At 72.1% G+C, this 22,862-nt stretch carries 18 protein-coding genes; 7 read left to right on the forward strand and 11 right to left on the reverse strand.

Translation table 11 applies throughout. The features are described from left to right. Positions 1 to 22: 22 nt before the first annotated feature. Both V2J85_RS28150 and V2J85_RS28155 read right to left on the reverse strand, forming a co-directional pair. Positions 23 to 424, reverse strand: a complete 402-nt coding sequence (locus tag V2J85_RS28150) for a VOC family protein (protein WP_261950873.1) — start codon at positions 422 to 424, stop codon at positions 23 to 25. Between the two features lie 247 nt (positions 425 to 671). Continuing rightward, positions 672 to 1,496, reverse strand: coding sequence for a TIGR03619 family F420-dependent LLM class oxidoreductase (locus tag V2J85_RS28155; RefSeq protein WP_330823107.1), 825 nt, complete (start codon positions 1,494 to 1,496; stop codon positions 672 to 674). 138 nt (positions 1,497 to 1,634) lie between these two features. Here V2J85_RS28155 and V2J85_RS28160 point away from each other — a divergent pair, with 138 nt between their 5' ends. Continuing rightward, positions 1,635 to 3,203 (forward strand): CehA/McbA family metallohydrolase, encoded by a 1,569-nt coding sequence (locus tag V2J85_RS28160; protein ID WP_261950871.1) that lies wholly within the window; start codon positions 1,635 to 1,637, stop codon positions 3,201 to 3,203. Positions 3,204 to 3,247: 44 nt separating this feature from the next. Here the strand turns inward: V2J85_RS28160 and V2J85_RS28165 are convergent, their stop codons facing one another. The 8 genes from V2J85_RS28165 to V2J85_RS28200 form a co-directional block, all read right to left on the reverse strand. Beyond that, on the reverse strand, positions 3,248 to 4,813 hold the full coding sequence (locus V2J85_RS28165) for an APC family permease (protein WP_330823108.1): 1,566 nt from the start codon (positions 4,811 to 4,813) through the stop codon (positions 3,248 to 3,250). Between the two features lie 251 nt (positions 4,814 to 5,064). Next, positions 5,065 to 6,543 carry an aldehyde dehydrogenase family protein gene (locus V2J85_RS28170; protein WP_330823109.1) on the reverse strand — a complete coding sequence of 493 codons (1,479 nt, stop codon included), beginning with the start codon at positions 6,541 to 6,543 and terminating at the stop codon, positions 5,065 to 5,067. A gap of 40 nt (positions 6,544 to 6,583) precedes the next feature. Further along, entirely contained in the window at positions 6,584 to 8,323 is a 1,740-nt protein-coding gene (locus V2J85_RS28175) for an N-acyl-D-amino-acid deacylase family protein (RefSeq protein WP_330823110.1), read from the reverse strand. A gap of 69 nt (positions 8,324 to 8,392) precedes the next feature. Further along, a complete protein-coding gene (locus V2J85_RS28180) occupies positions 8,393 to 9,517 on the reverse strand; it encodes an LLM class flavin-dependent oxidoreductase (RefSeq protein WP_330823111.1) in 1,125 nt (374 codons plus the stop codon). A gap of 178 nt (positions 9,518 to 9,695) precedes the next feature. Continuing rightward, positions 9,696 to 10,481 carry an SDR family NAD(P)-dependent oxidoreductase gene (locus V2J85_RS28185; protein WP_261950866.1) on the reverse strand — a complete coding sequence of 262 codons (786 nt, stop codon included), beginning with the start codon at positions 10,479 to 10,481 and terminating at the stop codon, positions 9,696 to 9,698. Between the two features lie 58 nt (positions 10,482 to 10,539). Then, positions 10,540 to 11,505, reverse strand: a complete 966-nt coding sequence (locus tag V2J85_RS28190; RefSeq protein WP_261957085.1) for an LLM class F420-dependent oxidoreductase — start codon at positions 11,503 to 11,505, stop codon at positions 10,540 to 10,542. Positions 11,506 to 11,682: 177 nt separating this feature from the next. After that, positions 11,683 to 11,997, reverse strand: a complete 315-nt coding sequence (locus V2J85_RS28195; protein WP_330823112.1) for a hypothetical protein — start codon at positions 11,995 to 11,997, stop codon at positions 11,683 to 11,685. 260 nt (positions 11,998 to 12,257) lie between these two features. Then, positions 12,258 to 13,508 (reverse strand): helix-turn-helix domain-containing protein, encoded by a 1,251-nt coding sequence (locus V2J85_RS28200; protein WP_330823113.1) that lies wholly within the window; start codon positions 13,506 to 13,508, stop codon positions 12,258 to 12,260. A gap of 194 nt (positions 13,509 to 13,702) precedes the next feature. Here V2J85_RS28200 and V2J85_RS28205 point away from each other — a divergent pair, with 194 nt between their 5' ends. Next, complete coding sequence (locus V2J85_RS28205) at positions 13,703 to 14,494, forward strand: hypothetical protein (RefSeq protein WP_330823114.1); 792 nt, start codon at positions 13,703 to 13,705, stop codon at positions 14,492 to 14,494. A gap of 89 nt (positions 14,495 to 14,583) precedes the next feature. Here V2J85_RS28205 and V2J85_RS28210 read toward each other — a convergent pair whose 3' ends face one another. Then, on the reverse strand, positions 14,584 to 15,801 hold the full coding sequence (locus tag V2J85_RS28210) for an amidohydrolase family protein (RefSeq protein ID WP_330823115.1): 1,218 nt from the start codon (positions 15,799 to 15,801) through the stop codon (positions 14,584 to 14,586). A 339-nt stretch (positions 15,802 to 16,140) separates the two neighbouring features. On the opposite strand from V2J85_RS28210, the gene afsR reads away from it, so the two are divergent. The 5 genes from afsR to V2J85_RS28235 all read left to right on the forward strand — a co-directional run bounded on the left by afsR (position 16,141) and on the right by V2J85_RS28235 (position 22,469). Next, a complete protein-coding gene (gene afsR / locus V2J85_RS28215) occupies positions 16,141 to 19,077 on the forward strand; it encodes an SARP-family global regulator AfsR (RefSeq protein ID WP_315975480.1) in 2,937 nt (978 codons plus the stop codon). A 236-nt stretch (positions 19,078 to 19,313) separates the two neighbouring features. Next, positions 19,314 to 19,517 (forward strand): hypothetical protein, encoded by a 204-nt coding sequence (locus tag V2J85_RS28220; protein WP_261950860.1) that lies wholly within the window; start codon positions 19,314 to 19,316, stop codon positions 19,515 to 19,517. A 246-nt stretch (positions 19,518 to 19,763) separates the two neighbouring features. After that, the gene (locus V2J85_RS28225; RefSeq protein WP_330823116.1) at positions 19,764 to 19,988 is read left to right on the forward strand and encodes a hypothetical protein; all 225 of its coding nucleotides are present in this window, start codon (positions 19,764 to 19,766) and stop codon (positions 19,986 to 19,988) included. Between the two features lie 162 nt (positions 19,989 to 20,150). After that, positions 20,151 to 21,701 (forward strand): class I adenylate-forming enzyme family protein, encoded by a 1,551-nt coding sequence (locus V2J85_RS28230; RefSeq protein ID WP_330823117.1) that lies wholly within the window; start codon positions 20,151 to 20,153, stop codon positions 21,699 to 21,701. Between the two features lie 177 nt (positions 21,702 to 21,878). Beyond that, on the forward strand, positions 21,879 to 22,469 hold the full coding sequence (locus V2J85_RS28235; RefSeq protein WP_261950857.1) for a TIGR03086 family metal-binding protein: 591 nt from the start codon (positions 21,879 to 21,881) through the stop codon (positions 22,467 to 22,469). The last annotated feature ends 393 nt before the right edge of the window (positions 22,470 to 22,862 follow it).

Consider the following 22,862-nt stretch of genomic DNA (forward strand, 5'->3'; position numbering starts at 1 on the left):
CCGGTCCCGTCGGACCGGGCCGCTACAGGTTGGACAGCAGCTCGTCGGAGTACGTGCGGGTCAGGAACTCCATGTTGTGGCCGTCGGGGTCGTCGAGGTACACGCCGCGGCCGCCGTCCCGGGTGTTGATCTCCTGGGGCCGGGTGTGCCGCGGGTCGGCCCAGTACGGCAGGCCGTGGTCCTTTATGCGCCCCAGGATCTTGTCGAACTCGTCCTCCGTCACCAGGAACGCGTAGTGCGTGGGCGTGAACTCCTTGCCGCCGGCCGCGTGCTCGGCGTAGTCGAGCGCCACTCCGTTGTCCAGCTTGAGGGTGGCGAAGGGGCCGAACGCCTTGGGTTCCGGTGCGTCGAGAAGATCGGCGAGGAAACGGGCCGAGGCGAAGCGGTCGGTGCTGTGCACGATGGTGTGGTCGAGGCTGGGCATGAGATCTCCTTGATCTGCCGAGGCTCTTCGTGGGTCCCGGTGCGTGGATCACGTTCCGTTGGCCCACGTCTCGTGGATCACGTTCCGTGGGTTCCGCTGCCGGGATCCCGTTCACCTTCGACGCTACGTCCGTACGGCCCGGCCGCGGATCGGTCTGCGGTCCCAGCCGCGCGGGGCGGCCCGTAGGCCCATGGACCTAGGGCGCGACGGCGCCGTACGGCTCCCCGCCCCGTCGCTCCCTGTGGCGTCACAAGTACTGCGCGAAGTCGTCCAGCGTGCGCAGGACCTCGCCCTCCTCTGCCGGGGGCAGTTGCAGCACCACCTCCTGGAGGCCGAGGTCGCGGTAGTGGGCCAGTTTCCCGGGGGTCGGCCGGACCGCGTACGGGACCACGACGGGTTCGCCGGCGCGTCCGGCGTCCGACCAGGTCTGCCGCAGGACGGGCAGGGTCTCGGTCAGCCCCCGCCCGCCGATCGGCAGCCAGCCGTCGCCGTAGGCCGCGATCTCCCCGAAGAGCTGGGGGCCGGCCGCGCCGCCGAGGAGGGTGCGCGGGGCGCCGTGGGCCGGTTTGGGGTGGGCCAGGGAGGCCCGTACGGACCCGAACGGGCCCTCGTACGCGGTGGGTTCGTCGGCCCACAGGGCGCGCATCAGGGCCATCCGGTCGCGGGTCAGCGCGCGCCGGGTGGACCACTCCACCCCGTGGTCGGCGGCTTCCTCGACGTTCCAGCCGTAGCCGATGCCGAGGGTGAAGCGGCTGCCGGAGAGGAAGTCCAGGGTCGCGATCTGCTTGGCGAGGTCCACCGGGTCGTGCTGGGCGACGAGGGTGACGCCGGTGCCGAGGGCGAGCCGTTCGGTGACCGCGGCGGCCTGGGCGAGCGCGACGAACGGGTTCAGGGTGCGGCCGTATTCGCGGGGCAGCGGCTCACCCATGGGGGCGGGGGTGTCGCGGCCGACCGGGATGTGGGTGTGTTCGGGGAGGTAGAGGCCGGCGAAGCCGCGCTGTTCGAGCTCGCGGGCCAGCCGGACCGGCCGGATCGTCTCGTCGGTCAGGAAGATCGTGGTCGCGATCCGCATGGTGGGGGACCTCCGTCAGGCGGGTGGATGACGGCATGTTGCCGCACCGTCCGACGGTTATCCACAGGCCTTTCCCTACGCGTCACGGCCGCGTACAACAGTTTTCACGGGACGCAACACGGAAGGGGGTGGAGCGGGATGGATCGACGCGATGTGCTGCGGTTATCGGCGCTCGCGGGCGCCACGGGTGCGCTCACGCTCGGCCGGGTGAGCTTCGCCGACGCGACGCCGGCGGCCGGAGCACCGGGCGGTGGCTCGGGCGGCGGGAAGGGAAGCGGGCCGGATGACGGGGCGGGCGGCCGGACGGGCGAGCAGACCCGGCGGGTGACCGGCCATCTGCCCATGGGCGTACCGGACTTCGTCCATCTCCCGGTCGAAGTGCCGCGCGGGGTGCGGGAGATCGCCGTCTCCTACGGCTACGACAGACCCACCGTTCCCGAGGGCACGGTCGGCAACGCCTGCGACATCGGCATCTTCGACGAGCGGGGCACCGACCTCGGCGGCGCCGGTTTCCGCGGCTGGTCCGGCGGGGCGCGCTCGGAGTTCTTCCTGCGCGCCGACGACGCCACTCCGGGCTACCTCCCCGGCCCCGTCAACGCAGGCCTCTGGCACATCGCCCTCGGCCCGTACACCGTCGCACCGCAGGGGCTCTCCTACGACGTCACGATCACCCTGCGGTACGGCCCCCCGGGCCGGACGCCCCGACCCGTCTACCCACCCGAGCGCGCCCGGGGCCGCGGCCGCGCCTGGTACCGCGGCGACAACCATCTGCACTCGGTCCACTCCGACGGCAGGCGCACGCCCGCCGAGATCGCGGCGCTGGCCCGCGCCGCCGGGCTGGACTTCCTCACCACCACCGAGCACAACACCACCTCCGGGCACCGCGCCTGGGAGGGCCTGTGGGGCGACGACCTGCTGATCCTGATGGGCGAGGAGGTCACCACCCGCAACGGCCATGTGGTCGCGATGGGCACCGACCCGGGGGTCTTCATCGACTGGCGCTATCGCGCCCGGGACAACGCCTTCGGGAAGTACGCGCGCGCCGTCCGGCGGGCCGGCGGCCTGGTCATCCCGGCGCATCCGCACGCCACCTGCATCGGCTGCAACTGGAAGTTCGGGCTCAACGAAGCCGATGCCGTGGAGGTGTGGAACGGTCCGTACGGTCCCGACGACGAGGTCACCCTCGCCGAGTGGGACAACACCCTGGTCGCGCACGCCCGCGGCCGCGGGGACTGGCTGCCGGCCGTCGGGCACAGCGACGCCCACCGCGACCCGGACGTCGTCGGCCTGCCGCAGACGGTGGTGCTCGCCGATGACCTCTCGCGCCGCGCCCTGCAGGACGGCATACGGGCGGGCCGGGTGTGGATCGCCGAGTCCTCGAAGGTCGACCTGTCGTTCTCGGTCACCGGTGAGCGCGGCGAACACGCCGGTATCGGCGAGCGGTTGGCGCTGTCCGGAGCGTCCGGGGTGACCGCGCGGCTGACGGTCTCCGGTGCCCCGGGCTGCACGGTCTCCTTCGTCACCGACCAGGGCCGCGTCCATGCGGCCGCCCTGCCGCCGTCCGGCGCGGACACCGTCACCTGGCGGACCACGCCCGATCACGCCGCCTACATACGCGCCGAGGTCCGGCACCCTGCCACCACCCCCGGCCTCCCGGGCCCCATGGCGGCCCTGACCAACCCGGTGTTCCTGGACCGCAGGGGCTGAGGGCCGGCCCGGGCGGCGACGCGCCTCCCCGCCCGGGCCGGCCCCTACTCCTCCACCACCAGCGCCGGTGTGGCCCGGGTCAGGACCTCGCCGCGGAAGAAGGCCGGGCTGCGGCGCCGCATGACGAGCATCAGGACGGCACCGAGCAGGAGCAGACCGACGCCGATCACGAAGACCGACCCGACGCCGAGGACCGAACTGCCCGATCCGTACGCGGGGTTCCACATGTCGATCAGGGTCTTGAGGAAGACGGAGGCGAGCAGCAGCCCGCCCAGGACCGGGAAGACGCCCTTGAACAGCAGGTCACGGGCCGAGTTCCGCAGCTCACGGCGGAAGAACCAGGCACAGGCGAAGGCGGTGATCGAGTAGTAGAAGCAGATCATGAGGCCCAGCGCGTAGATCGTGTCGATCAGGACGTTCTCGCTGAGGAAGCTCATCACGGCGTAGAAGACACCGGTCGCGGTACCGGCCGCGACGGTGGCCCGGCCCGGCGAGCGGAACCGCGGGTGGATCCGCGCGAAGGACGCCGGCAGCGCCTCGTAGGTGCTCATCGCCAGGACCGTGCGGGCCACCGGGATGAAGGTGGTCTGCAGGCTGGCCGCCGCCGAGGCGAGCACCGCGACGAACAGCAGGACGCCGAGCACGGTGCCCATGACGGGGTCGGCCAGCGCGGCGAAGACGTTGTCGGCGGTGTCCGGGTTGCCGAGCCCCGGGCCCCGGTGGCCGACGCCGGAGAACATCTGCGCGGCGACGGCGGTGAGGAGGTAGGAGCCGATCAGTACGACCATGGCCAGCAGGGCGGCGCGGCCGGGCGTGCGGTCGCTGCCGGCGGTCTCCTCGTTGACCGTGAGGCAGGTGTCCCAGCCCCAGAACATGAAGATCGAGAGCGACAGTCCGGCCGTGAAGGCGGAGAAGGACCGGACGGCGAACGGATCGAGCCAGGTCCAGGAGAAGTGCAGCGAGCCGGCGAAGTCACCGGACTGCGCCTTGACCACGGCCAGGGCGACGAAGACGGCGAGGACGGCGAGTTGGAGCCCGACGAGGGTGTACTGCACGCCCTTGGTGGCGGTCATCCCGCGGTAGCTGATCGCGGTGGCGACGGCGATGAAGGCCAGGCAGGTCAGGACGTGGGCGACGCGGTTGCCGTCCAGGTCGGCGACGGCCCGGCTGCCGGCGAGTTCGCCGAGGAGCAGATAGAAGAAGGAGGTGGCGACGCCGGCCAGGTTGGAGAGCACGATGATCGTGGCGATCACCAGCCCCCAGCCGCACATCCAGCCGACCTTCGGCCCGAACGCCTTGACGGTCCAGGTGAAGGAGGTGCCGCAGTCCGGCACGGCCTTGTTGAGCTCCCGGTAGGCGAAGGCGACCAGCAGCATCGGCAGGAAGCCCGCGAGGAAGACGGCGGGCATCTGCACCCCGACCTCACCGACCGTCGGACCGAGCGTCGAGGTGAGGCAGTAGACGGGGGCGACGGTCGAGATGCCGATGACCGCGCTGCCGAGCAGGCCCACGGAGTTGCCGCTGAGGCCCTTGCCGCGGGTGTCGCTGCCGGACGTACCGACGCTCGTTACCGTGTCTCCGGTCTGGGGACGGGGGTCAACCTGAACCATGAACAGGACGTTAAGTGCTGCTGTATCCGCATCCGGAAGATCAACCTCCGTTCACACGCCCCCATAAATAAGGGGATCAGACCCGCAATCGATCATGGAAATGACGGCCACAAAGCCCGCCACACATTGCATTTCATAGCTTCCCGCTACACCTTTCACTTTGCGAGAACCGCAGCACCGTCCGTTTTATGGCGGTTCAAAATTTTCCCGTCCGACTTTCGAACGTCACACCCCGGCCACCGGCGCACCCCTCACCCCGGCCACACGATCGCCTGCAGCTCGCTGTACGTATGGAGCGCGTACGACCCGACGTCGCGGCCCACTCCGCTCCGCTTGAAGCCGCCGAACGGCGCCTCCATGTTGCGGCCGACGGTGTTCACCCCCACGCCGCCCGCCCGCAGCCGACGGGCCACGCGGAAGGCGCGGGCCGCGTCGGCCGACCAGACGTAGTCGATCAGGCCGTAGTCGCTGTCGTTGGCGAGCGCGACGGCCTCGTCCTCGTCCCCGTCGAAGGGGACGACCGCGACCACCGGCCCGAAGATCTCCTCGCGGACCACCCGCATGTCGTTGGTGCAGTCGGCGAGCAGTGTCGGCGCGACGTAGAACCCCTTGCCGAGGTGCGCGGGCCGCTCCCCGCCCGCGACGACCGTGGCGCCCTCCTTGCGCCCCAGCTCCACGTACGACTCGACGCGGTCCCGGTGCGCGGCGGAGATGACGGGCCCGACGACGGTCCCCCGGGCCCGCGGATCACCGACCTTCAGGAACCCGAGGTATGCGGTGAGCTTGGCGACGAACGCGTCGTACACGGAGCGGTGCACGAGCGCCCGGGTCGGCGCCGTGCAGATCTGCCCGCTGTAGAAGGCGTACGTCGTCCCGATCCCGGCGACGGCGGAGTCCAGATCGGCGTCGCCGAAGACGATCGCCGCCCCCTTGCCGCCCAGTTCCATCAGCTGCCGCTTCATCCCGCGCCCGCACACCTCGGCGATGCGCTGCCCGACGGCCGTGGAGCCGGTGAAGCTGACCATGTCGACGTCGGGCGAGTCGACGGCGGCCTCACCCACGGCGACCGCGGTCCCGCTGACGACGTTCACGACACCGGGCGGCGCCCCCGCCTCCGTCAGTGCCTCCTCCAGCGCCTCCGCCATCCGGTACACCGACAGCGGATCCTGCGGGGCGGGCTTCACCAGGACGGTGTTGCCCATGGCGAGGGCCGGGGCGACCTTGCCGGCCGGGTTGGCCCACGGGTTGTTGTACGAGGTGATGCAGGTGACCACGCCGACCGGCTGCCGGACGGCGAGGGCGCCCAGCACGCCGCCCCGGCCCATCGGGCCCGCCTCGTTGATCTGCGGGGGCAGCGGCGTCTCGACCGGTTCCAGCGCCCCCTTGGCGTACCGCCGGAACCGGGCCACCGCGACCGCGACCTGCATCCCGCGCGCCGTCGCGGTCGTGGCGCCGCTCTCCGCCTGGGCGAGCTCGGCGTACCGGCCGGCGTCGCGCTGCATGAGGTCCGCGGCCCGGGAGAGGACGGCCGCGCGCTCCTCGGGGCTGGTCCGGGACCACGGACCGAAGGCGTCCCGGGCCGCCGCGGCCGCCGCGTGGACCTGGTCACGGCTCGCCTCGGGCGCGAGCCCCACGGTCTCCTCGGTCGCCGGGTCGATCACCTCGTAGTGGCCGCCGTCCGGCACGGCCCACTCACCGCCGATGAAGAGCCGCTGACCGGCCGCCGTCACCGGAACCTCACCGCCCGCTTCCTCCCACCCACGCTCCCGCTCACCGGGTGCTCACCGTCCTGGTGTCCCGGCCCGACCGCAGCACCGTGCCGGGCGTCGCGCCGGTCACCCGGTCCGCGCGGATCGCCTCGACGCCGTTGACCCACACCGCCGTGACGCCGATCGCCTTCGAGTCCAGCCGCGGGCTGTCCCCCGGCAGGTCGTGGACCAGCGTGGCCTTGCCCGCGTCGATCCGCTCCGGGTCGAAGAGGACCAGGTCCGCGTGCCAGCCCTCCTGGATCTGGCCGCGCTCGCGCAGTCCGAAGAGCCGCGCCGGGTCGTCGGTCAGCATCTTCACCGCCTGCTCCAGCCCGACCAGTTGCCGGCCGCGCAGACAGTCGCCGAGGAACCGGGTGGTGTACGGCGCCCCGCACATCCGGTCCAGGTGCGCCCCGGCGTCCGAGCCGCCCAGCAGGACGTCCTCGTGCTGCCAGGTCTCGGCGCGCAGCGCCCAGGAGTCCGGGTCGTTGTCGGTGGGCATGGGCCACAGGACCGTCCGCAGCCGGTCGTTGGCGCAGATCTCCACCAGGCAGGCGAACGGCTCCTGGCCGCGCTCGGCGGCGACGTCCCGGACGACCCGGCCGGTCAGGCCCTCGTTCGCGGCGGAGTAGGTGTCGCCGATGACGTACCGGCCGAAGTCGGTGAGCCGCCGGAAGACACCGGCTTCCTCGCTGCCCGCGCGCCGCAGCATCTCCGCGCGGACCGCGGGGTCACGGAGCCGGGCGATCCGCTCGTCGACCGGCAGCCCGAGGACCTCGCCCCAGCCGGGGATCAGGTTCAGCGCGCAGAAGGTGCCCAGCGACATGTTCATGGGCGTGAGGATCGGCATGGTCAGCGCCACGATCCGGCCGCCGGCCTTACGGGCCCGCTCGCTCGGTATCAGCTGCCGGGGCACCCGGTCCGGCACGGCCGCGTCGATGGTCAGCACGTTCCAGTTCAGCGGGCGCCCGGCCGCCGCGCTCATCTCCACGAACAGGTCGATCTCGGCATCGCTGAACCGGTCCAGGCAGCCGGCCACGATCGCCTCGATCTGGGTGCCCTCGTGCTCGGCGACCGCCCGGGACAGCGCGAGCAGTTCGTCCGGCCCGGCGTGCCGGGAGGCGACCGGTCGGCCGTCACCGTCGGAGTGGGTGGACGACTGGGTGGTGGAGAACCCCCAGGCGCCCGCGTCCATCGCCTCGTGGAAGAGGGCGAGCATCTCGGCCAGTTGCCGGCCGGTCGGCTGCCCGCCCACCGCGTCCGGGCCCATCACGTACCGGCGCAGCGCGCAATGCCCCACCATGAAGCCGGCGTTGACGGCGATCCGCCCCTCCAGGGCGTCGAGGTACTCCCCGAACGAGTGCCAGGTCCACGGTGCGCCCTCCTCCAGCGCCACCAGGGACATGCCCTCCACCTTGGACATCATCCGCCGGGTGTAGTCGGCGTCCTCGGGGCGGGCGGGGTGCAGGGGCGCGAGGGTGAATCCGCAGTTCCCGCCCGCCACGGTCGTCACACCGTGGTTGAGCGAGGGAGTCGCGTACGGGTCCCAGAACAGCTGGGCGTCGTAGTGGGTGTGCGGATCGACGAAGCCGGGGGCGAGGACCAGCCCGGTCGCGTCCTCCGCCGAGGACGACTCCTCGCTCACCCCGCCCGGCCCGGCGACGGCGGCGATCCGGCCGCCCCGGATGCCGACGTCGGCGCGGTACGCGGGCGCGCCCGTACCGTCCACGACGGTCGCGCCCTTGATCAGGTGGTCGAGCATGACGGCGATTGCCTCCCCTCGGTTGCCGGCTCGCGGCCGGCGCGGTGCCGGTCCCGTCAGCGGCTGGGCTCAGGTGCCGGCCGCCTGGCGGAACCGGGTCGTCCGGTGCACCGGGTCCGTATCGATCTTCGGGATGACGTGCTCCCCGATCAGCTTGATCGTGTTCATGGTGTCCTCGTACGGGATGCCGATCGGCAGGCCGAAGCTCAGCTGGTCGGCACCGGCCTGCTCCCAGCGCTTGCACTGCCCGAGCACCTCGTCCGGGTCACCGCAGATCATCAGCTCCTCGGCGATCAGCAGCTCGATGATCTCGGCGGTGTAGTCCGGCAGCAGCTCGGGCCACTCCGGAATGCCGTCCGGCCGCGGGAAGGTGTCGTGGTACCGGAACACCAGCGACTGCAGGTAGTTGAGCCCGCCGTCGACGGCGATCTGCACCGCCTTCTCGTGCGTCTCGGCGCAGATCGCCGTCGACGTCACCATCACGTTGTCGTTGACGAAGTCGCCCACCGGCTCGGCGTCCCGGATCGCCGTCTTGTACTGCTCCAGCACCCACTCCATGTCGCCGACCTTCTGGACGCTGAAGCCGAGCACGCCCAGCCCCTTCCGGGCCGCCATCGCGTACGAGGACGGCGACCCGGCCGCGTACCACATCGCCGGGTGCGAGGCCCCGTACGGCTTGGGGAAGACCTTCCGGGGCGGCAGCTGCCAGTGCTTGCCCTGGAACCCGGGGTACTCCTCCTGGAGCCACATCTTCGGGAACTCGGCGATGGTCTCTTCCCAGATCTCCTTGGTGTGGTTCATGTCCGTGATGCCCGGCAGGAAGCCGAGGATCTCGTGCGAACCGGCGCCCCGCCCGCTGCCGAACTCGAAGCGCCCCTCGGAGAGGTGGTCGAGCATCGCGACCTTCTCGGCGACCTTCACCGGGTGGTTGACCTGCGCCAACGGGTTGAAGATCCCGGACCCGAGGTGGATCCGCCCGGTCGCGTGGGCGAGGTAGCCGAGGAAGACGTCGTTGGCGGAGAGGTGGGAGTACTCCTCCAGGAAGTGGTGCTCCGACGCCCAGGCGTACTTGAACCCGGAGGCGTCCGCCTGGATGACGTACTCGGTCTCCTCCATCAGCGCCTTGTGCTCCGCGAGCGGGTCGGTCCTGGCCCGCTTGCCCACGTATCCCTGTACGAAGAGGCCGAATTCCACAGTGGATCACCGTCCCTGTATCCGCCGCCCGGCGGGCCCCGGCGCGCGTGTCCGGGGCGCCCGCCCGACGACTATCTGACGAACCGTCAGCTCTCGATTGCGCCGACTGTTCCACCACCGCCCAGCACCGTCAAGAGCACCGGACGGCATTACCTGACGCAGCATCAGATGAACTGCGTCAGAGGACGCTCACCCCGGCCAGCCAGCCCCCGTCCACCACGAACGGCTGTCCCGTGATGTACGCCGAGTCCTCCTCGGACGTCAGGAACAGCGCGAGCCGCGCGACCTCCTCCGGCCGCCCCACCCGCCCCAGCGGCACCAGCTTGCGGTACAGCTCGTCCAGCGCCGCCGCGGCCTCGTCGGCGTCGGCCGTGGGGTCGAGCTGGGCGGGGTTGCTCATGGCGGTGTCGATCGCGCCCGGGCAGACGGCGTTCACCCGGATCCTCTTCGCCGCGAGCTCCAGCGCCGCGACCCGGGTCAGCCCCACGATCGCGTGCTTGGTCGCGGTGTACGCCCCGACGTACGCCATCCCCGTCACACCCGTGTACGACGCCGTGTTCACGATCGTGCCGCCGCCGGCCGCCGCGATCTCCGGCGCGGCCGTCTTGATCCCGAGGAACGCCCCGACCTGGTTGACCTGCACGATCTGCTGGAACTCGGCCAGCGGGGTGGCGGTCAGCTCGTTGAACCGCAGGATCCCGGCGTTGTTGACCAGCCCGTCGACCTTCCCGTACGCCTGCCGGGCGGCCGCCACCGCCGCCACCCACTGCTCCTCCTGGCTCACGTCCAGATGGACGTAGCGCGCGGCCTCGCCGATCTCCTTCGCGACGGCCTCGCCCTGCTCGTCGAGGACGTCGGCCAGCACGACCCGCGCCCCCTCCGCCGCGAACAGCCGTGCCTCCTGCTCACCCTGCCCACGCGCCGCCCCGGTGATGAGAACGACCCGCCCGTCGAGCTTGCCCATGCCGGTACTCCCTACTGGATGAAGGTGCGGAGCCATGTGTCCCTGCCGAAGCCGCGTGTCACACGCAGAGGTGTGGGGCGACCTCCGCCCCGAACGCCGCCATCTGATCGACGAGTTCGGCCCGACTCCGGCTGCGGAACCGCACCTGGATCTGCCGCACGCCCATCTCCGCGTACGCCCGCAACGACTCGGCGACCGCCTCCGGCTTGCCCCGGACGGTGTGCCGCCCGACGTCCCAGCCCGGCTCCCCCACGTACACCGGCTCGGCGATCGCCCCGATCACCACCGGTTCGGTGACCCCCGCCGCCTCCCGCGCCGCCCGGAGCGTCGCGATCTGCCGGGGCAGCTGCTCCCGCCGGTCCCCCTGCGGCAGCCAGCCGTCCCCGCGCTCCGCGGCCCGGCGTACGGCGGCGGGCGAGGAGCCGCCCACCCAGATCGGCGGCCGGGGCGTCTGTACGGGCCGCGGCGCCTGCCCCAGCCCATCGAACGCGAACCGCTCGCCGACGAACTCGGGGAACTCCTCCGGCCCGAGCGCCGCCTTCAGCGCATCGATCGTCTCGTCGAGCACCGCGCCCCGCCGCGCGAAGTCCACCCCCAGCGCCTCGAACTCCTCCGCCACGTGCCCGGCGCCCACACCCAGGATCAGCCGCCCGCCCGACAACCGGTCGAGCGTCGCGTACTGCTTCGCGGTGAGCAGCGGATGCCGGAAGGCGACCACCGCCACATGGCTCAGCAGCCGCACCCGCTCCGTCACCGCGGCCAGATGCGCGAGCGTGGCCACCGGGTCGTACCACACGGTCCCCATCGCCTCCGCCAGCCGCCGCGGGATCGCCAGATGCTCACAGCAGGCGACGTACGCGAACCCGCCCCGGTCCGCGGCCCGCGCGATCTCCACCAGGTCCCGCGGCCCCGCCCCGGCCTCCCACTCCTCCGCGAACACCCTGCTCTGCGCCTGCACCGGCAACTGCATCCCGTACGCCAGCCGCCCGCCACCCCCAGGCCGCCACACGCCGCCCTCACCCATCGCCGCCTCCGCCCGGATGCCTCCCATAGCTGACACACCGTCAGCTCGGACTCGCGCGGACATCGTCGTGCCTGGCGCTTCATCAGGCAAGGGATGGGAACAGCAGGCCGGCAGCCGCGCTCGCTCGGGCACGCAGAACGCGCCGAACGAGCGCGGCAAGACCCCGAAGGGGGTTGATCACTCGCCTACCGTCTCGTTGCCACCGGCCAACCGTTCTCCCCGGCTGACGGCGACACGGTGGACATCGACCAATGTGGCCCGCAACTGGCAGCACAGGAACCGCAGCCCCTTGTCCGTCGCCTCGCTGTCCGCGAGCAGGTCGGCGGCGTGCTCGATCAGCCCCAGCGCCATCTCCAGCTGTACGGCTTCAAAGCGGTCCGCCAGGAACGAGAAGCCGCCCTGGGGCCCGCCGTCACTGACGAGAATGCAGGTCTTCCCCTCGGGCGTCGTCCACGGCAACAGCCTCGTGATCGTCGGTGGTGGCTGGTTCATCGCGTGACCACCTCCACGGTGGGCGACGGAGTGGGTACGTACGCGCCTTCCGGCCGAGGCCGCCCGGAAGCGGGCGGTAACAGCTCCCCGAGCGACTCGAAGATGCGGGCGATACAGTCCGGCATGTCGACCTGCTTTCCTCAGGTTGGCCATGCCCCCGGGCCGCCCTGCATGCGGCCGCGGGGGTCCTCATCGGTCGTACGAGGAACGACCGTAGGACCCCGAAGAAGGGGGAAGGGGCACAGTTTGTACCCCTCTGTTCACGCGGCCAATACCCCCATCTTCACAGCCAGTTCGCTGGCACGACGGCGCTGCGCCGGGCTCTTCGACTCCGTCTCTTCCAGCACGATGCGCCGCGCGTAGCCGTTGTAGCGGACGGTCTCCGGTGCCGCCTCGTGCGCCTTGCCGAGAGCGGCGAGGGCGGCCTCCGCCTGTCTGTCGAGCTGATAGCCGCGGGCCTCCTCGATGCGATGCCGCGCCCGGCGCGGCCGGGACGGAATCGTCGTCGCGTCCGCCGCAGATACCTGCCGTACGCTCTCCGCTCCCGCATGCAGCTCGACCGCGACCGTGACCGCGTGGGCCCCTATGACGGCGCGGGAGAACGAGGTCATGGGGTGGTAGTAGTCGGCGGGGAGCCGCTCCGCCACGGCGCGGGCCGTGTCCCAGTACCGCCAGGCGGTTCCGGTTTCGCCCCGGCGCGCCGCGGTGTACCCCGCTTCGAACTGCAGCGCTCCGGCGATGGCGAGGACGTCGTCGCTCGCCTCGGGCAGGAAGGCTTCGAGATAGCGGAGGGCCTCCAGATTCACCGCATCCGCGGCCTCGAAATGCGCATGCCCGCTGTCGCGGTGCGCCTGTGTCGCCAGCCAGGCGGCCATCCCGATGACGTGCGGGTCCTCCGATTCCTGGGCTGCGATCATTCCGCGCTCCACCACTCGCCAGAGCAAGGAGGCGTCCGGCTGGTACGCGAGGAAGAACTGGCTGAGGCTGTACGCCTCCGAGAGCACCCCTTGCGCCACCCGCCGCTCCCGCGCGGAGTCCGCTTGCAACACGGCGAGTTGGGCGTCCCGGAGGAGAGACGGCAGAAGTGCGCCGATGACCTCCCGGTGATTCGGGGAGGAATGCCGGGCGCGCCAGGCACGGGTGAGGCGTTCCCGGAGGTGGCTGGGAGCCGGCGCCTCCTGCTGAGCGGTCAGCGGAAAGGCGTCCAGGGCAGCACGTACCTGCGGCAGCCGGGCATGCCCGGGGCCTGCGAAGAGGCCGACCGACATCGACTGGTCACCCGTGAGATCGGCCAGGTCCCCTACGCGGAGAGCCTCCGCGATGCGCAAGATCGTGGGCAGCTTGGGCATGTGCAGCCGTCCGCCCTCGACCTGCTTGACCCAACTCGGCGACTTCCCCAGCAGGCCGGCCAGGACAGTGCGGCTCATCCCCCTCCGGGTCCGCAGGATCTGCATACGCTGCCCGAAGACCACCGGCTCGGCGTACAGGTCCGGAGTGGCATCTGACGTCACGGCCTTGCCCCTCTCTGTCCATCTCGTGACTCTCAGAGTACGGGCGGGTCGCCGTGCGTGGTGATCCCTGTGGAAAACCTGCCGCTCCGCCCGAACCGCTCACCGGCCAGGCCCTCAGCGCGACGGTCTGCGGGGGTGGGTGGCGGGGTGGACCCCTCCGGTAAGGTCGCTCTCTTCGCCCGGCGGGAGTCGGTGTGCGGAGTCATGAAAGCCGGTTCACGGTGTGCGCCGATGCAATCGATCCTTGTCCGCCGCTCCGGCTGGACGCCGCGCTGGAGGGGCTGGCCGGCACCTTCCGTGGGATGGCCGCCCATCCCGACGAGTACAACTGTGACTGCCACTGGGGCAGCGCGGAGGAGCTGGCGCAGCTGAAGGTGGCGGACGTGGTGCTGGAGCCCGATCTGCTGCGGCGTACCTGGAAGGCGGTCGACTGGGAGTTTCCCGGGGAGGTGCTGCGGCGGATCCTGCCGCAGCTCGCCGGGGAGTTGGTCGCCGGGCGGGTCGAGCCGCTCTTCGGCATGGAGGAGGTCGGCCGGGCGTTCGCCCGGGGGCGGTGGCAGGCGTGGCCGGACGAGCAGGCCGCGGCGGTGCGGGAGTTCCTGTGCGCCTGGTGGGCACACACGCTCACGGACCCCCGCGCCGCCGTCCCCGCGTACGAGGTCCTCGCCTGCTGCGCCGAGGCGTCCGGCACCCTCACCCCGTGGCTCGCGGCATGGGCGGCGCAGACCGGGCCCGTGGCCGACCGGCGGCTGGCCGAGGCGGTGGACCGCTGGGCGTACGACCTGCTCGGGGACGAGCTGCCCTGGGACGCCTGGGAGGGCGAGGACGAGCTGTGTGCCGAGCTCACCGGCTGGCTGGTCCGGCACGCGCCGGCCCGGCTGCGGTCCCAGGGCGCTCCGGAGGAACTGCTGCACCGCGTACGGCTGCTCGGCCTCACGGGCGAGGCCCGCTGGGAGGATCCGCACTGGCCCGGGTACCGGTACTGACCCCGGGCCCGCGCCCGGCGTCGTTCCGCCCGGCCCGGAACCCGGCGGCCGTACCGCGCGGCCGCCAGGACGGACTCACGGCTTCCGGCTCAGCCCGCCCAGAGGCCCTCCGCCGTCAGGCCGAGCAGGTCGATCGCGTTGCCGCGGACGATGCGTTCCACCACGTCCGGCGGCAGGTGGCCCATCTGGGCCTCGCCGACCTCCCTCGACTTGGGCCAGGTGGAGTCGGAGTGCGGGTAGTCCGTCTCGTACAGGACGTTGCCGACGCCGATCGCGTCCAGGTTGCGCAGGCCGAAGGCGTCGTCGAAGAAGCAGCCGTGAACGTGCTCGGCGAAGAGTTCGGAGGGCGGCCGGAGGACCTTGTCGGCGACGCCGCCCCAGGCGCGGTTCTCCTCCCAGACGACGTCGGCGCGCTCCAGGATGTAGGGGATCCAGCCGATCTGGCCCTCGGCGTACATGATCCTCAGCCGGGGGAAGCGGTCGAACTTGCCGCTCATCAGCCAGTCGGTCATCGAGAAGCAGCAGTTGGCGAAGGTGATCGTCGAGCCGACGGCGGGCGGCGCGTCGGCCGAGGTGGAGGGCATCTTCGACGACGAGCCGATGTGCATGGCGATGACCGTGCCGGTCTCGTCGCAGGCCCGCAGGAACGGGTCCCAGTAGTCGGTGTGGATGCTGGGCAGCCCCAGGTGGGGCGGGATCTCGCTGAAGCAGACCGCCCGTACGCCGCGGGCCGCGTTGCGCCGTACTTCCGCGGCCGCCAGGTCCGCGTCCCAGAGGGGGACGAGGGTGAGCGGGATCAGCCGGCCCTGCGCCTGCGGGCCGCACCATTCCTCCACCATCCAGTCGTTGTACGCGCGCACCCCCAGCAGGCCGAGCTCGCGGTCCTTGGCCTCGGTGAAGGTCTGGCCACAGAAACGGGGGAAGGTGGGGAAACACAAGGCGGACTGCACGTGATTGACGTCCATGTCGGCGAGCCGCTCGGGGACGCTGTAGGAGCCGGGGCGCATCTGCTCGTACGTGATGCCTTCGAGCTTGATGTCGTCGCGGGCGTAGCCGACGGCGGTGTCGAGGCGGGTCAGCGGCCGGTGCAGGTCTTCGTAGACCCACCAGTCGGCTATCGGCCCGTCGTCCCCCGGGGCGCCCATCTTCGGGGCGAACTTGCCGCCCACGAAGGTCATTTCCGCGAGCGGTGCCCGGACGATGCGGGGGCCGGTGTCCTGGTACTTCGACGGGAGCCGGTCCCGCCAGACGGTGGGGGGCTCCACCGTGTGGTCGTCCACCGAGATGATCCTGGGGAAGGTCTCCATGCGGTCACGGTAGCGCGTAACTGACGGCCCGTCAGCTAGTCGGAAGGCAGACCTGCGGTGCGACCCGGGCGGCCCGCCGGGCCTGCCCGCGCACGCGTCTCCCGTGCCCCTGACACGTACCAACTGCCCCAGGGGCGCACGGAAGCCGACCCTCCGCGCCCCTGCCATGCGCCCCGGCGCCCCCGGCACCATCAGGCGAGGAGGCTTTGTGCACGGTCCGGACCCCTACTGACGTAAGGGGGCGCGACAAGGCAGACTGGCCGTTGCGCACAGCGAGTAGGTGCATACAGCGAGAGGGCGCATACAGCGCGGATGGATGCCACAGGGCAGGGGGACACCATGGACGACGGTCCGGGGCGGGAGCGGCTCCGCTTCACCGTGCTCGGTCCCGTACGGGCCTGGCGCGGCGCAACGCCGTTGGCGGCGGGCTCCCCGCAGCAGCGAGCGCTGCTGGCCGCACTACTGCTGCGCGGCGGGCGGACCGCCACCGCGCCCGAGCTGGTCGACGCCCTGTGGGGCGACGAACCGCCGCACGCCGCGCTCGCCGCGCTGCGGACGTACGCGTCCCGGCTCCGCAAGGCACTGGGCGACGACGCCGCGGCCTTGGTCAGCGAGTCGGGCGGCTATGCGCTGCGGCCGGTGGACGGCTGCCCGCTGGATCTCGACCACGACCACGCGGAGCAGTACGCCTCCGAGGCGGAGAAGTCCCGGGCGGCCGGCGACCGGGCCGGGGCCCGGGAACTCCTCGACCGGGCGCTGGCGTTGTGGGACGGCGAGCCGCTGGCCGGCCTGGCCGGCCCGTACGCCGACACCCAGCGCACCCGCCTCCACGAGTGGCGGCTGTCCCTCATCGAGGCCCGCCTCGAACTGGACCTCGAACTCGGCCACCACGCCGACGCGGTCTCCGAACTCACCGCCCTGACCGCCGCCCACCCCCTGCGCGAGCGCCTGCGCGAACTGCTGATGCTGGCCCTGTACCGCAGCGGCCGCCAGGCGGAGGCACTCGCGGTCTACACCGACACCCGGCGCCTCCTCGACGACGAACTGGGCGTCGAGCCGTGCGCCTCGCTGTCGGAGCTGCAGCAGCGGATTCTGCGGGCGGACACCGATCTCGACGCGCCGCCCGTCGTCATCGACGGCCCGGACGCCGCCGACCCCGTCGTGGTCCGGCCGCAGCAACTTCCGGCCACGGTGGCCGATTTCACCGGTCGTAGCGCCTTCGTCGACGAGCTCGGCAAGCAACTGGCCACCGCCGAGGGCAGTGTCATGGCCGTCTCCGCGCTCACCGGCATCGGCGGCGTCGGCAAGACCACCCTCGCCGTGCACGTCGCGCACGCCGCCCGCGAGCACTTCCCCGACGGCCAGCTCTACGTCGACCTCCAGGGCGCCGGCCACACCCCGTCCGAACCCGAAGCCGTACTGGGCGCCTTCCTGCGGGCCCTCGGCACACCGGACTCCTCCATTCCGGACGGCCTGGAGGAGCGCGCGGCCCTCTACCGCTCCACCCTCGCCGGGCGCCGGGTGCTGGCCCTGCTGGACAACGCCCGGGACGCGGCGCAGGTACGGCCGCTGCTGCCCGGCTCGGAAGGGTGCGCGGCGCTGATCACCAGCCGCGCCCGGCTGATCGACCTGGCGGGCGCGTACCTCATCGACGTCGACGTGATGAGCCCCGAGGAGGCGCTGAAGCTCTTCACCCGCATCGTCGGGGAGGAACGGGTCACCGCCGAACGGCAGTCGGCGATGGCGGTGGTCGGCGCCTGCGGCTTCCTGCCCCTGGCGATCCGCATCGCCGCCTCCCGGCTCGCCGCCCGGCGTACGTGGACGGTCTCCACCCTCGCCCGCAAGCTCGCCGACGAACGCCGGCGGCTGGACGAGCTCCGGGCCGGTGACCTCGCGGTCACCGCCACCTTCGAGCTGGGCTACGGGCAGCTGGAGCCGCACCAGGCACGGGCGTTCCGGCTGCTGGGCCTCGCCGACGGCCCGGACATCTCGCTCGCCGCCGCGGCCGCCCTGCTGGACATGGACGCCGACTCGGCGGAAGACCTGATCGAATCCCTCGTCGACGCCAGCCTCCTGGAGTCCGCGGCGCCGGGTCGCTACCGCTTCCACGACCTGGTCCGGCTGTACGCCCGGGTGTGCGCGGAACGGGACGAGCACCCGCCCTCGGAACGGGACGCGGCGCTCTCCCGGCTGCTGGACTTCTACCTGGCGACGGCCAAGGAGGTCTACACCCTGGAGCGCCCGGGCGACCGGCTGGCCGACCACATGGCGTGCCCGCAGTACGCGGGGCTCACCTTCACCGACCGCATAGGAGCCCTGGAGTGGCTCTTCGCCGAGGCCCGGTGCCTGCTGGCGTGCGCCCAGCAGTCGGCCGGCCCGAAGACCCTGCGGCGGGCGGTGGACCTGCTGCTGCTGGCGCAGGACCTCGCCGAATCCGGTGCGGACTCCCGGCAGTACGAGCACGTGAACATGGCCCTGCTGGAGGCCGCCCGTGCGCTGGACTACCAGCGCGCCCAGGCCCGCATCCACGTCGCGCTCACCAACGTGCACACCCTCGCCGGCCGGTTCGACAAGGCGGACGAGCACGCCCAGTCGGCCATGCTGCTGGGCCTCGCCACCAAGGACGCCTTCGCCTCCTCGTACGCGCCGAACGACCGCGGCATCATCGCGAACTCGCAGAGCCGCCACGCCGACGCCGAGGCGTACCTCACGCAGGCGCTCAGCGCGTTCCGTGAGGACCGCAACAAGCCATCGGAGGCCAGCGCCCTGTGCAACCTGTCGCGGGTCCACCTGGCCACCGACCGGGTGGACACCGCGATCCGGCTGGCGCAGGAAGGCATCGCGATCTACCGGGAGCTGGGCGCCACCCGGCGGCTGGCCAACGGGATGTACGCGCTCGGGCTGGCCTTCACCCGCGCACAGCGGCTGGAGGACGCCACCGAGCAACTCAACAAGGCCCTGGCGATCTTCCAGGCGAGCCGGCAGCGCTTCTGGGAGGGCATGACGTACTTCCGCCTGGCCGAGACCGACCTGACCGCCGGTCACCCCGCGCAGGCCGCCAACCACGCCGAACAGGCCCTGACCGCCCTCCGGGCCATCGGCGGCGAGTGGTGGCACGCCAACGTCCTGACCCTGCTCGGGCGCGCCCTGGACGGCGTGGGCCAGACCGGCCGGGCCCGGGTGTGCTGGCAGGAGGCGCTGAGCGTCTACGAGCGGCTGGATTCCCCGGAAGGAGCCGCGGTGCGCCGTCTGCTGCGTCCGGTGGCAGCCGCCTGACCTGCGCGAACCGCGGCCGGCAACACGCGGCGACGGCGCTGGACGCGGACGTTTATCGATCGTTCATCGCGTCGGGCCAGTCTTCTACCTACCGACCCGCCGCCTCGGGGGGCAAGCGGTTCGGTCAGTTGGCCCCACCGTTATGGTGTTCGGCCCCGACGCACCTGTCCGGCGACCCACGGGGGAGTCGCCGGCCGGGTGGCCGGAAACAAGCGCCCAAACAGGAGTTGATCAGCTTGGCCACCGAGAACACCCAGCCCAACGAGCGGGACATCATCAAGCCGCTCGACCACCACCAGCCCATCATCGGCCCCAACGGCCGTCGCATCGTGGGCAAGAACGACCAGCCGGCGACGCCCGGTGAGGACATCATCAAGCCGCTGGACCACCACCAGCCCATCGGCAAGCCGATCGGCGACGCCTTGGGCGAGCCCAAGTAGCACGCACCGGAGGGGTTCGGGGGATCGCAGGGGCCGTTCCGATGGCACGGAGGGGAGCCATCGGTAACGGTCCCTGCGGCATTTCCGCACACGCGCAGGTCTGCACACGCGCATATCTGCACAGACTTCGGCAATCCGGCCGACCTGCACCGGTTTCCGGCCATGCGCTCGATCGTGTGGCTGAAGTCCGCGAAACCCTCCCTACGCTCAATGCACTGCCACCCCATCGCTAACGGAGGAACCAGCATGACCCGCGCTTACAAGGCCGTCCTTCTCACCGCTCTCACGGTTGCCGCGGCGGGTGCGGCCGCCGCACCGGCGATGGCGGACAGCACCCGTCCCATATCCGGCCAGGTCTCGACGTTCGACCACCACGCCCCGATCACCGGGAGCCAGGTCGCGTCCGGCACCGCCGTCGCCCTGGGGGACAACCACACGCCTGTCGCCCCGGCGGACAAGCACATGCCCTGACCCGGCGCGGTCCCTACGACGGCACCACCTGAGCACCTCGGCAGCGGGACCATGTGACAGCGCATGGTCCCGCTGCCGTTCGCGTGTGCGCGGAATCTGACGCTTCATCAGATCCGCTGCTACAGTGCGCCCCACCCGTCCCCCGGAGTCAGGAGGCGCGTCGTGTTCGAGGTCGGTCGTGTGCGGTCGCTCTGGGAGTTGGTGGAGTATCGGGCGGAGGCGTCGCGGGGGGCGCCGATGTTCTTCGACGCGGAGGGGCGGAGCGTCAGCTTCGACGGGGTGCGGGACGAGGCGTTGCGGGTGGCCGCCGGGTTGCGGGGGCTGGGGATCGGGGCCGGGACGCGGGTGGCGTGGCAATTGCCGACGCGGATCGGGACGGTGCTCGTCTCGCTGGCGCTGGCCCGGCTCGGGGCCGTGCAGACGCCGGTCATTCCGCTGCACCGGGAGCGCGAAGTCGGCTTCATCCTGGCGGAGTCGGCGGCGGAGTACGTACTCGTCCCGGGCGAGTGGCGCGGCTTCGACTACGCGGCGATGGCCCGTAAGGCGGCCGGGGACGGCGTGCGGGTGGTGCCGGTGGGGGGCGGGTTGCCCGTAGGGGATCCGTCCGGGCTGCCGGACGACGTGCCGGAGCGCGACGGGACGCGCTGGATCTACTACACCTCCGGGACCACCTCGTCACCCAAGGGCGTGGAGCACACCGACGCGAGTCTGATCGCCGGCGGCGTCGGGCTGGCGACCGCGCTCGGGATGTCCGCCCAGGACATCGGCTCGATCGCCTTCCCGTACGCGCACATCGCCGGGCCGGACTACGTCATCGCCATGCTGGTCAGCGGCTTTCCCGCGGTCGTGCTGGACAGCTTCGAGCCGGGCCGGGCGGCCGCGGTCTACCGGCGGTACGGGGTGACCATGGCCGGCGGCAGCACCGCGTTCTACCAGGCGTTCCTGGACGAGTCCCGGCGGTACCGACGGGACCGCCCGGACGCCGGGCGGCTGATCCCGACGCTCCGGGTGCTGTCGGGCGGCGGTGCCCCGATGTCTCCGGAGCTGTACGCGGCGGCCGGGCGGGAGCTGGGGTGTGCGGTGGTGCACGGCTACGGCATGACCGAGTGCCCGATGATCGCGATGGGCACGCCGTACGACAGCGACGACCAGCTGGCGCGGACGGTGGGCCGGCCGGTGATGGGGGCCCAAATACGCCTCGTCCGGCCCGACGGGAGCGAGGCGGCGCCCGGGGAGACCGGGGAGGTGACCCTCAAGGGCCCGATGCTCTTCCGGCGGTACACCGATCCGGCACTGACCGCGGAGGCGTTCGACGCCGACGGGTACTTCCACACCGGCGACCTGGGCCGGCTGCGCCCCGACGGGCACCTCGTGCTCACCGGACGGCTCAAGGACATCATCATCCGCAAGGGCGAGAACATCTCGGCCCAGGAGGTCGAGGAACTGGTGCAGACCCATCCGGCGGTCGCCGAGGCGGCCGTCATCGGACTGCCGGACCGGGAACGCGGCGAACGGGTCTGCGCGGTGATCACGCCCGCCGACCCGGCCGCCCCGCCGCTCACCCTCGACGCGCTGACCGCGCACCTGCGGGCGGCCGGCGTGATGGCGCAGAAGCTGCCGGAACAGCTGGAAACCACCGCCGAGCTGCCGCGCGGCGGCCCGCTGAACAAGGTGCTGAAGGCGGCGCTGCGGGAGCGGTACGGGCGGCGGTGAGCCGCTCGGCCCACCGCCGGAGGCCCGGCCCCGGGCCGGCGCGCGGCCGCCTCGCCGGATGTCCGGTGTGGCGATGAGTTCTTCCGGCGTGCGGAGTCTGCACTGTGGGGGTGGCCGGCGGATACGGCAGCCGGCCGGCAGACGACAAGCGCTCCGCAGGACGGAAGGAACCGCACGATGACCGAGATGATCGACTTCGCGGCGCAGGCCCGGGAGGTCTCGCGACTGGCCGCGGGAACGGCCGAGCAGCAGCTCGATGCGCCCACGCCGTGCGAGAAGTACGCGGTGCGCCATCTGCTGGGCCATCTCGTCGGCCTGGCCGCCGCCTTCCAGGACGTGGCGCGCAAGGACCTCGGACCGGCGACCCGGCTGTCCCCCGACGCGATGCGGCCGGACGTGGACCCCGGCTGGCGCGCGGAGCTGGACCGCAACCTGGCGGGGATGACGGCGGCCTGGCGCGCGCCGGACGCGTGGCAGGGCGAGACGCAGGCGGGCGGCGTCACGCTCCCGGGCGCCGTCGCGGGCCGGGTCGCGCTCAACGAGCTGGTGCTCCACGGCTGGGACCTGGCCCGCGCCACCGGCCAGGAGTACGTGCCCGACCCGGACGCCCTCCAGCTGTCGTACGAGCTGCTGTCCTCCTGGGCGGAGGACAGCGCGAACGGCCCGCTGTTCGGCAGCGTGGTCCCGGTACCGGAGGACGCGCCCCTCCTGGACAGGGTGGTGGGCCTCGCGGGCCGCCGCCCTGACTGGGTACGTGCGGTTCGTTAGCCCCACGTACCCGGCTTTCCCGCCGCGGGGCCCGCTCGCCGTTGCGCTTTGCGGCGCCCCGCACGTACCTGTCTGCGGCGCCGCGGGTCGTCTCGCCGTTGCGCCTGGCGGCGGGCGTGGTGTTGTCGAGTGCGGTGCCGGCCCTCCAGACTTCGTCCTCCGGTCCACCCCCTCCCGTGAGTGGGAGGTAAGAGCTGGTTGGGGGCGGGCCTGATCCGTTGCCTGCGCGCACGTGGACGTCACGTGCACCCCCACCGGCCTTAACTTTCCCCCCAACGGGAGGGGACGGGCCGGAGGGGCCGGTTGTGTGGACGTAAAGCGTCAGCAGTCCACACAACCGGCCCCGGAGGCCCGTCACCGCACCCACAAACCACCCAGCCCGCCGCAGGCGCA

Source organism: Streptomyces bugieae (assembly GCF_036352915.1).
In the GTDB taxonomy this organism is placed as follows: Bacteria; Actinomycetota; Actinomycetes; order Streptomycetales; family Streptomycetaceae; genus Streptomyces; species Streptomyces endophytica.

Bases quoted from the DNA above. Each gene is read 5' to 3' on its own strand.
- V2J85_RS28190 (WP_261957085.1), bottom strand. From the start codon at position 11,505: ATGGGTGAGGGCGGCGTGTGGCGGCCTGGGGGTGGCGGGCGGCTGGCG.
- V2J85_RS28160 (WP_261950871.1), top strand. From the start codon at position 1,635: ATGGATCGACGCGATGTGCTGCGGTTATCGGCGCTCGCGGGCGCCACG.
- V2J85_RS28165 (WP_330823108.1), bottom strand. From the start codon at position 4,813: ATGGTTCAGGTTGACCCCCGTCCCCAGACCGGAGACACGGTAACGAGC.
- V2J85_RS28185 (WP_261950866.1), bottom strand. From the start codon at position 10,481: ATGGGCAAGCTCGACGGGCGGGTCGTTCTCATCACCGGGGCGGCGCGT.
- V2J85_RS28195 (WP_330823112.1), bottom strand. From the start codon at position 11,997: ATGAACCAGCCACCACCGACGATCACGAGGCTGTTGCCGTGGACGACG.
- V2J85_RS28155 (WP_330823107.1), bottom strand. From the start codon at position 1,496: ATGCGGATCGCGACCACGATCTTCCTGACCGACGAGACGATCCGGCCG.
- afsR (WP_315975480.1), top strand. From the start codon at position 16,141: ATGGACGACGGTCCGGGGCGGGAGCGGCTCCGCTTCACCGTGCTCGGT.
- V2J85_RS28225 (WP_330823116.1), top strand. From the start codon at position 19,764: ATGACCCGCGCTTACAAGGCCGTCCTTCTCACCGCTCTCACGGTTGCC.
- V2J85_RS28235 (WP_261950857.1), top strand. From the start codon at position 21,879: ATGACCGAGATGATCGACTTCGCGGCGCAGGCCCGGGAGGTCTCGCGA.
- V2J85_RS28210 (WP_330823115.1), bottom strand. From the start codon at position 15,801: ATGGAGACCTTCCCCAGGATCATCTCGGTGGACGACCACACGGTGGAG.
- V2J85_RS28150 (WP_261950873.1), bottom strand. From the start codon at position 424: ATGCCCAGCCTCGACCACACCATCGTGCACAGCACCGACCGCTTCGCC.
- V2J85_RS28175 (WP_330823110.1), bottom strand. From the start codon at position 8,323: ATGCTCGACCACCTGATCAAGGGCGCGACCGTCGTGGACGGTACGGGC.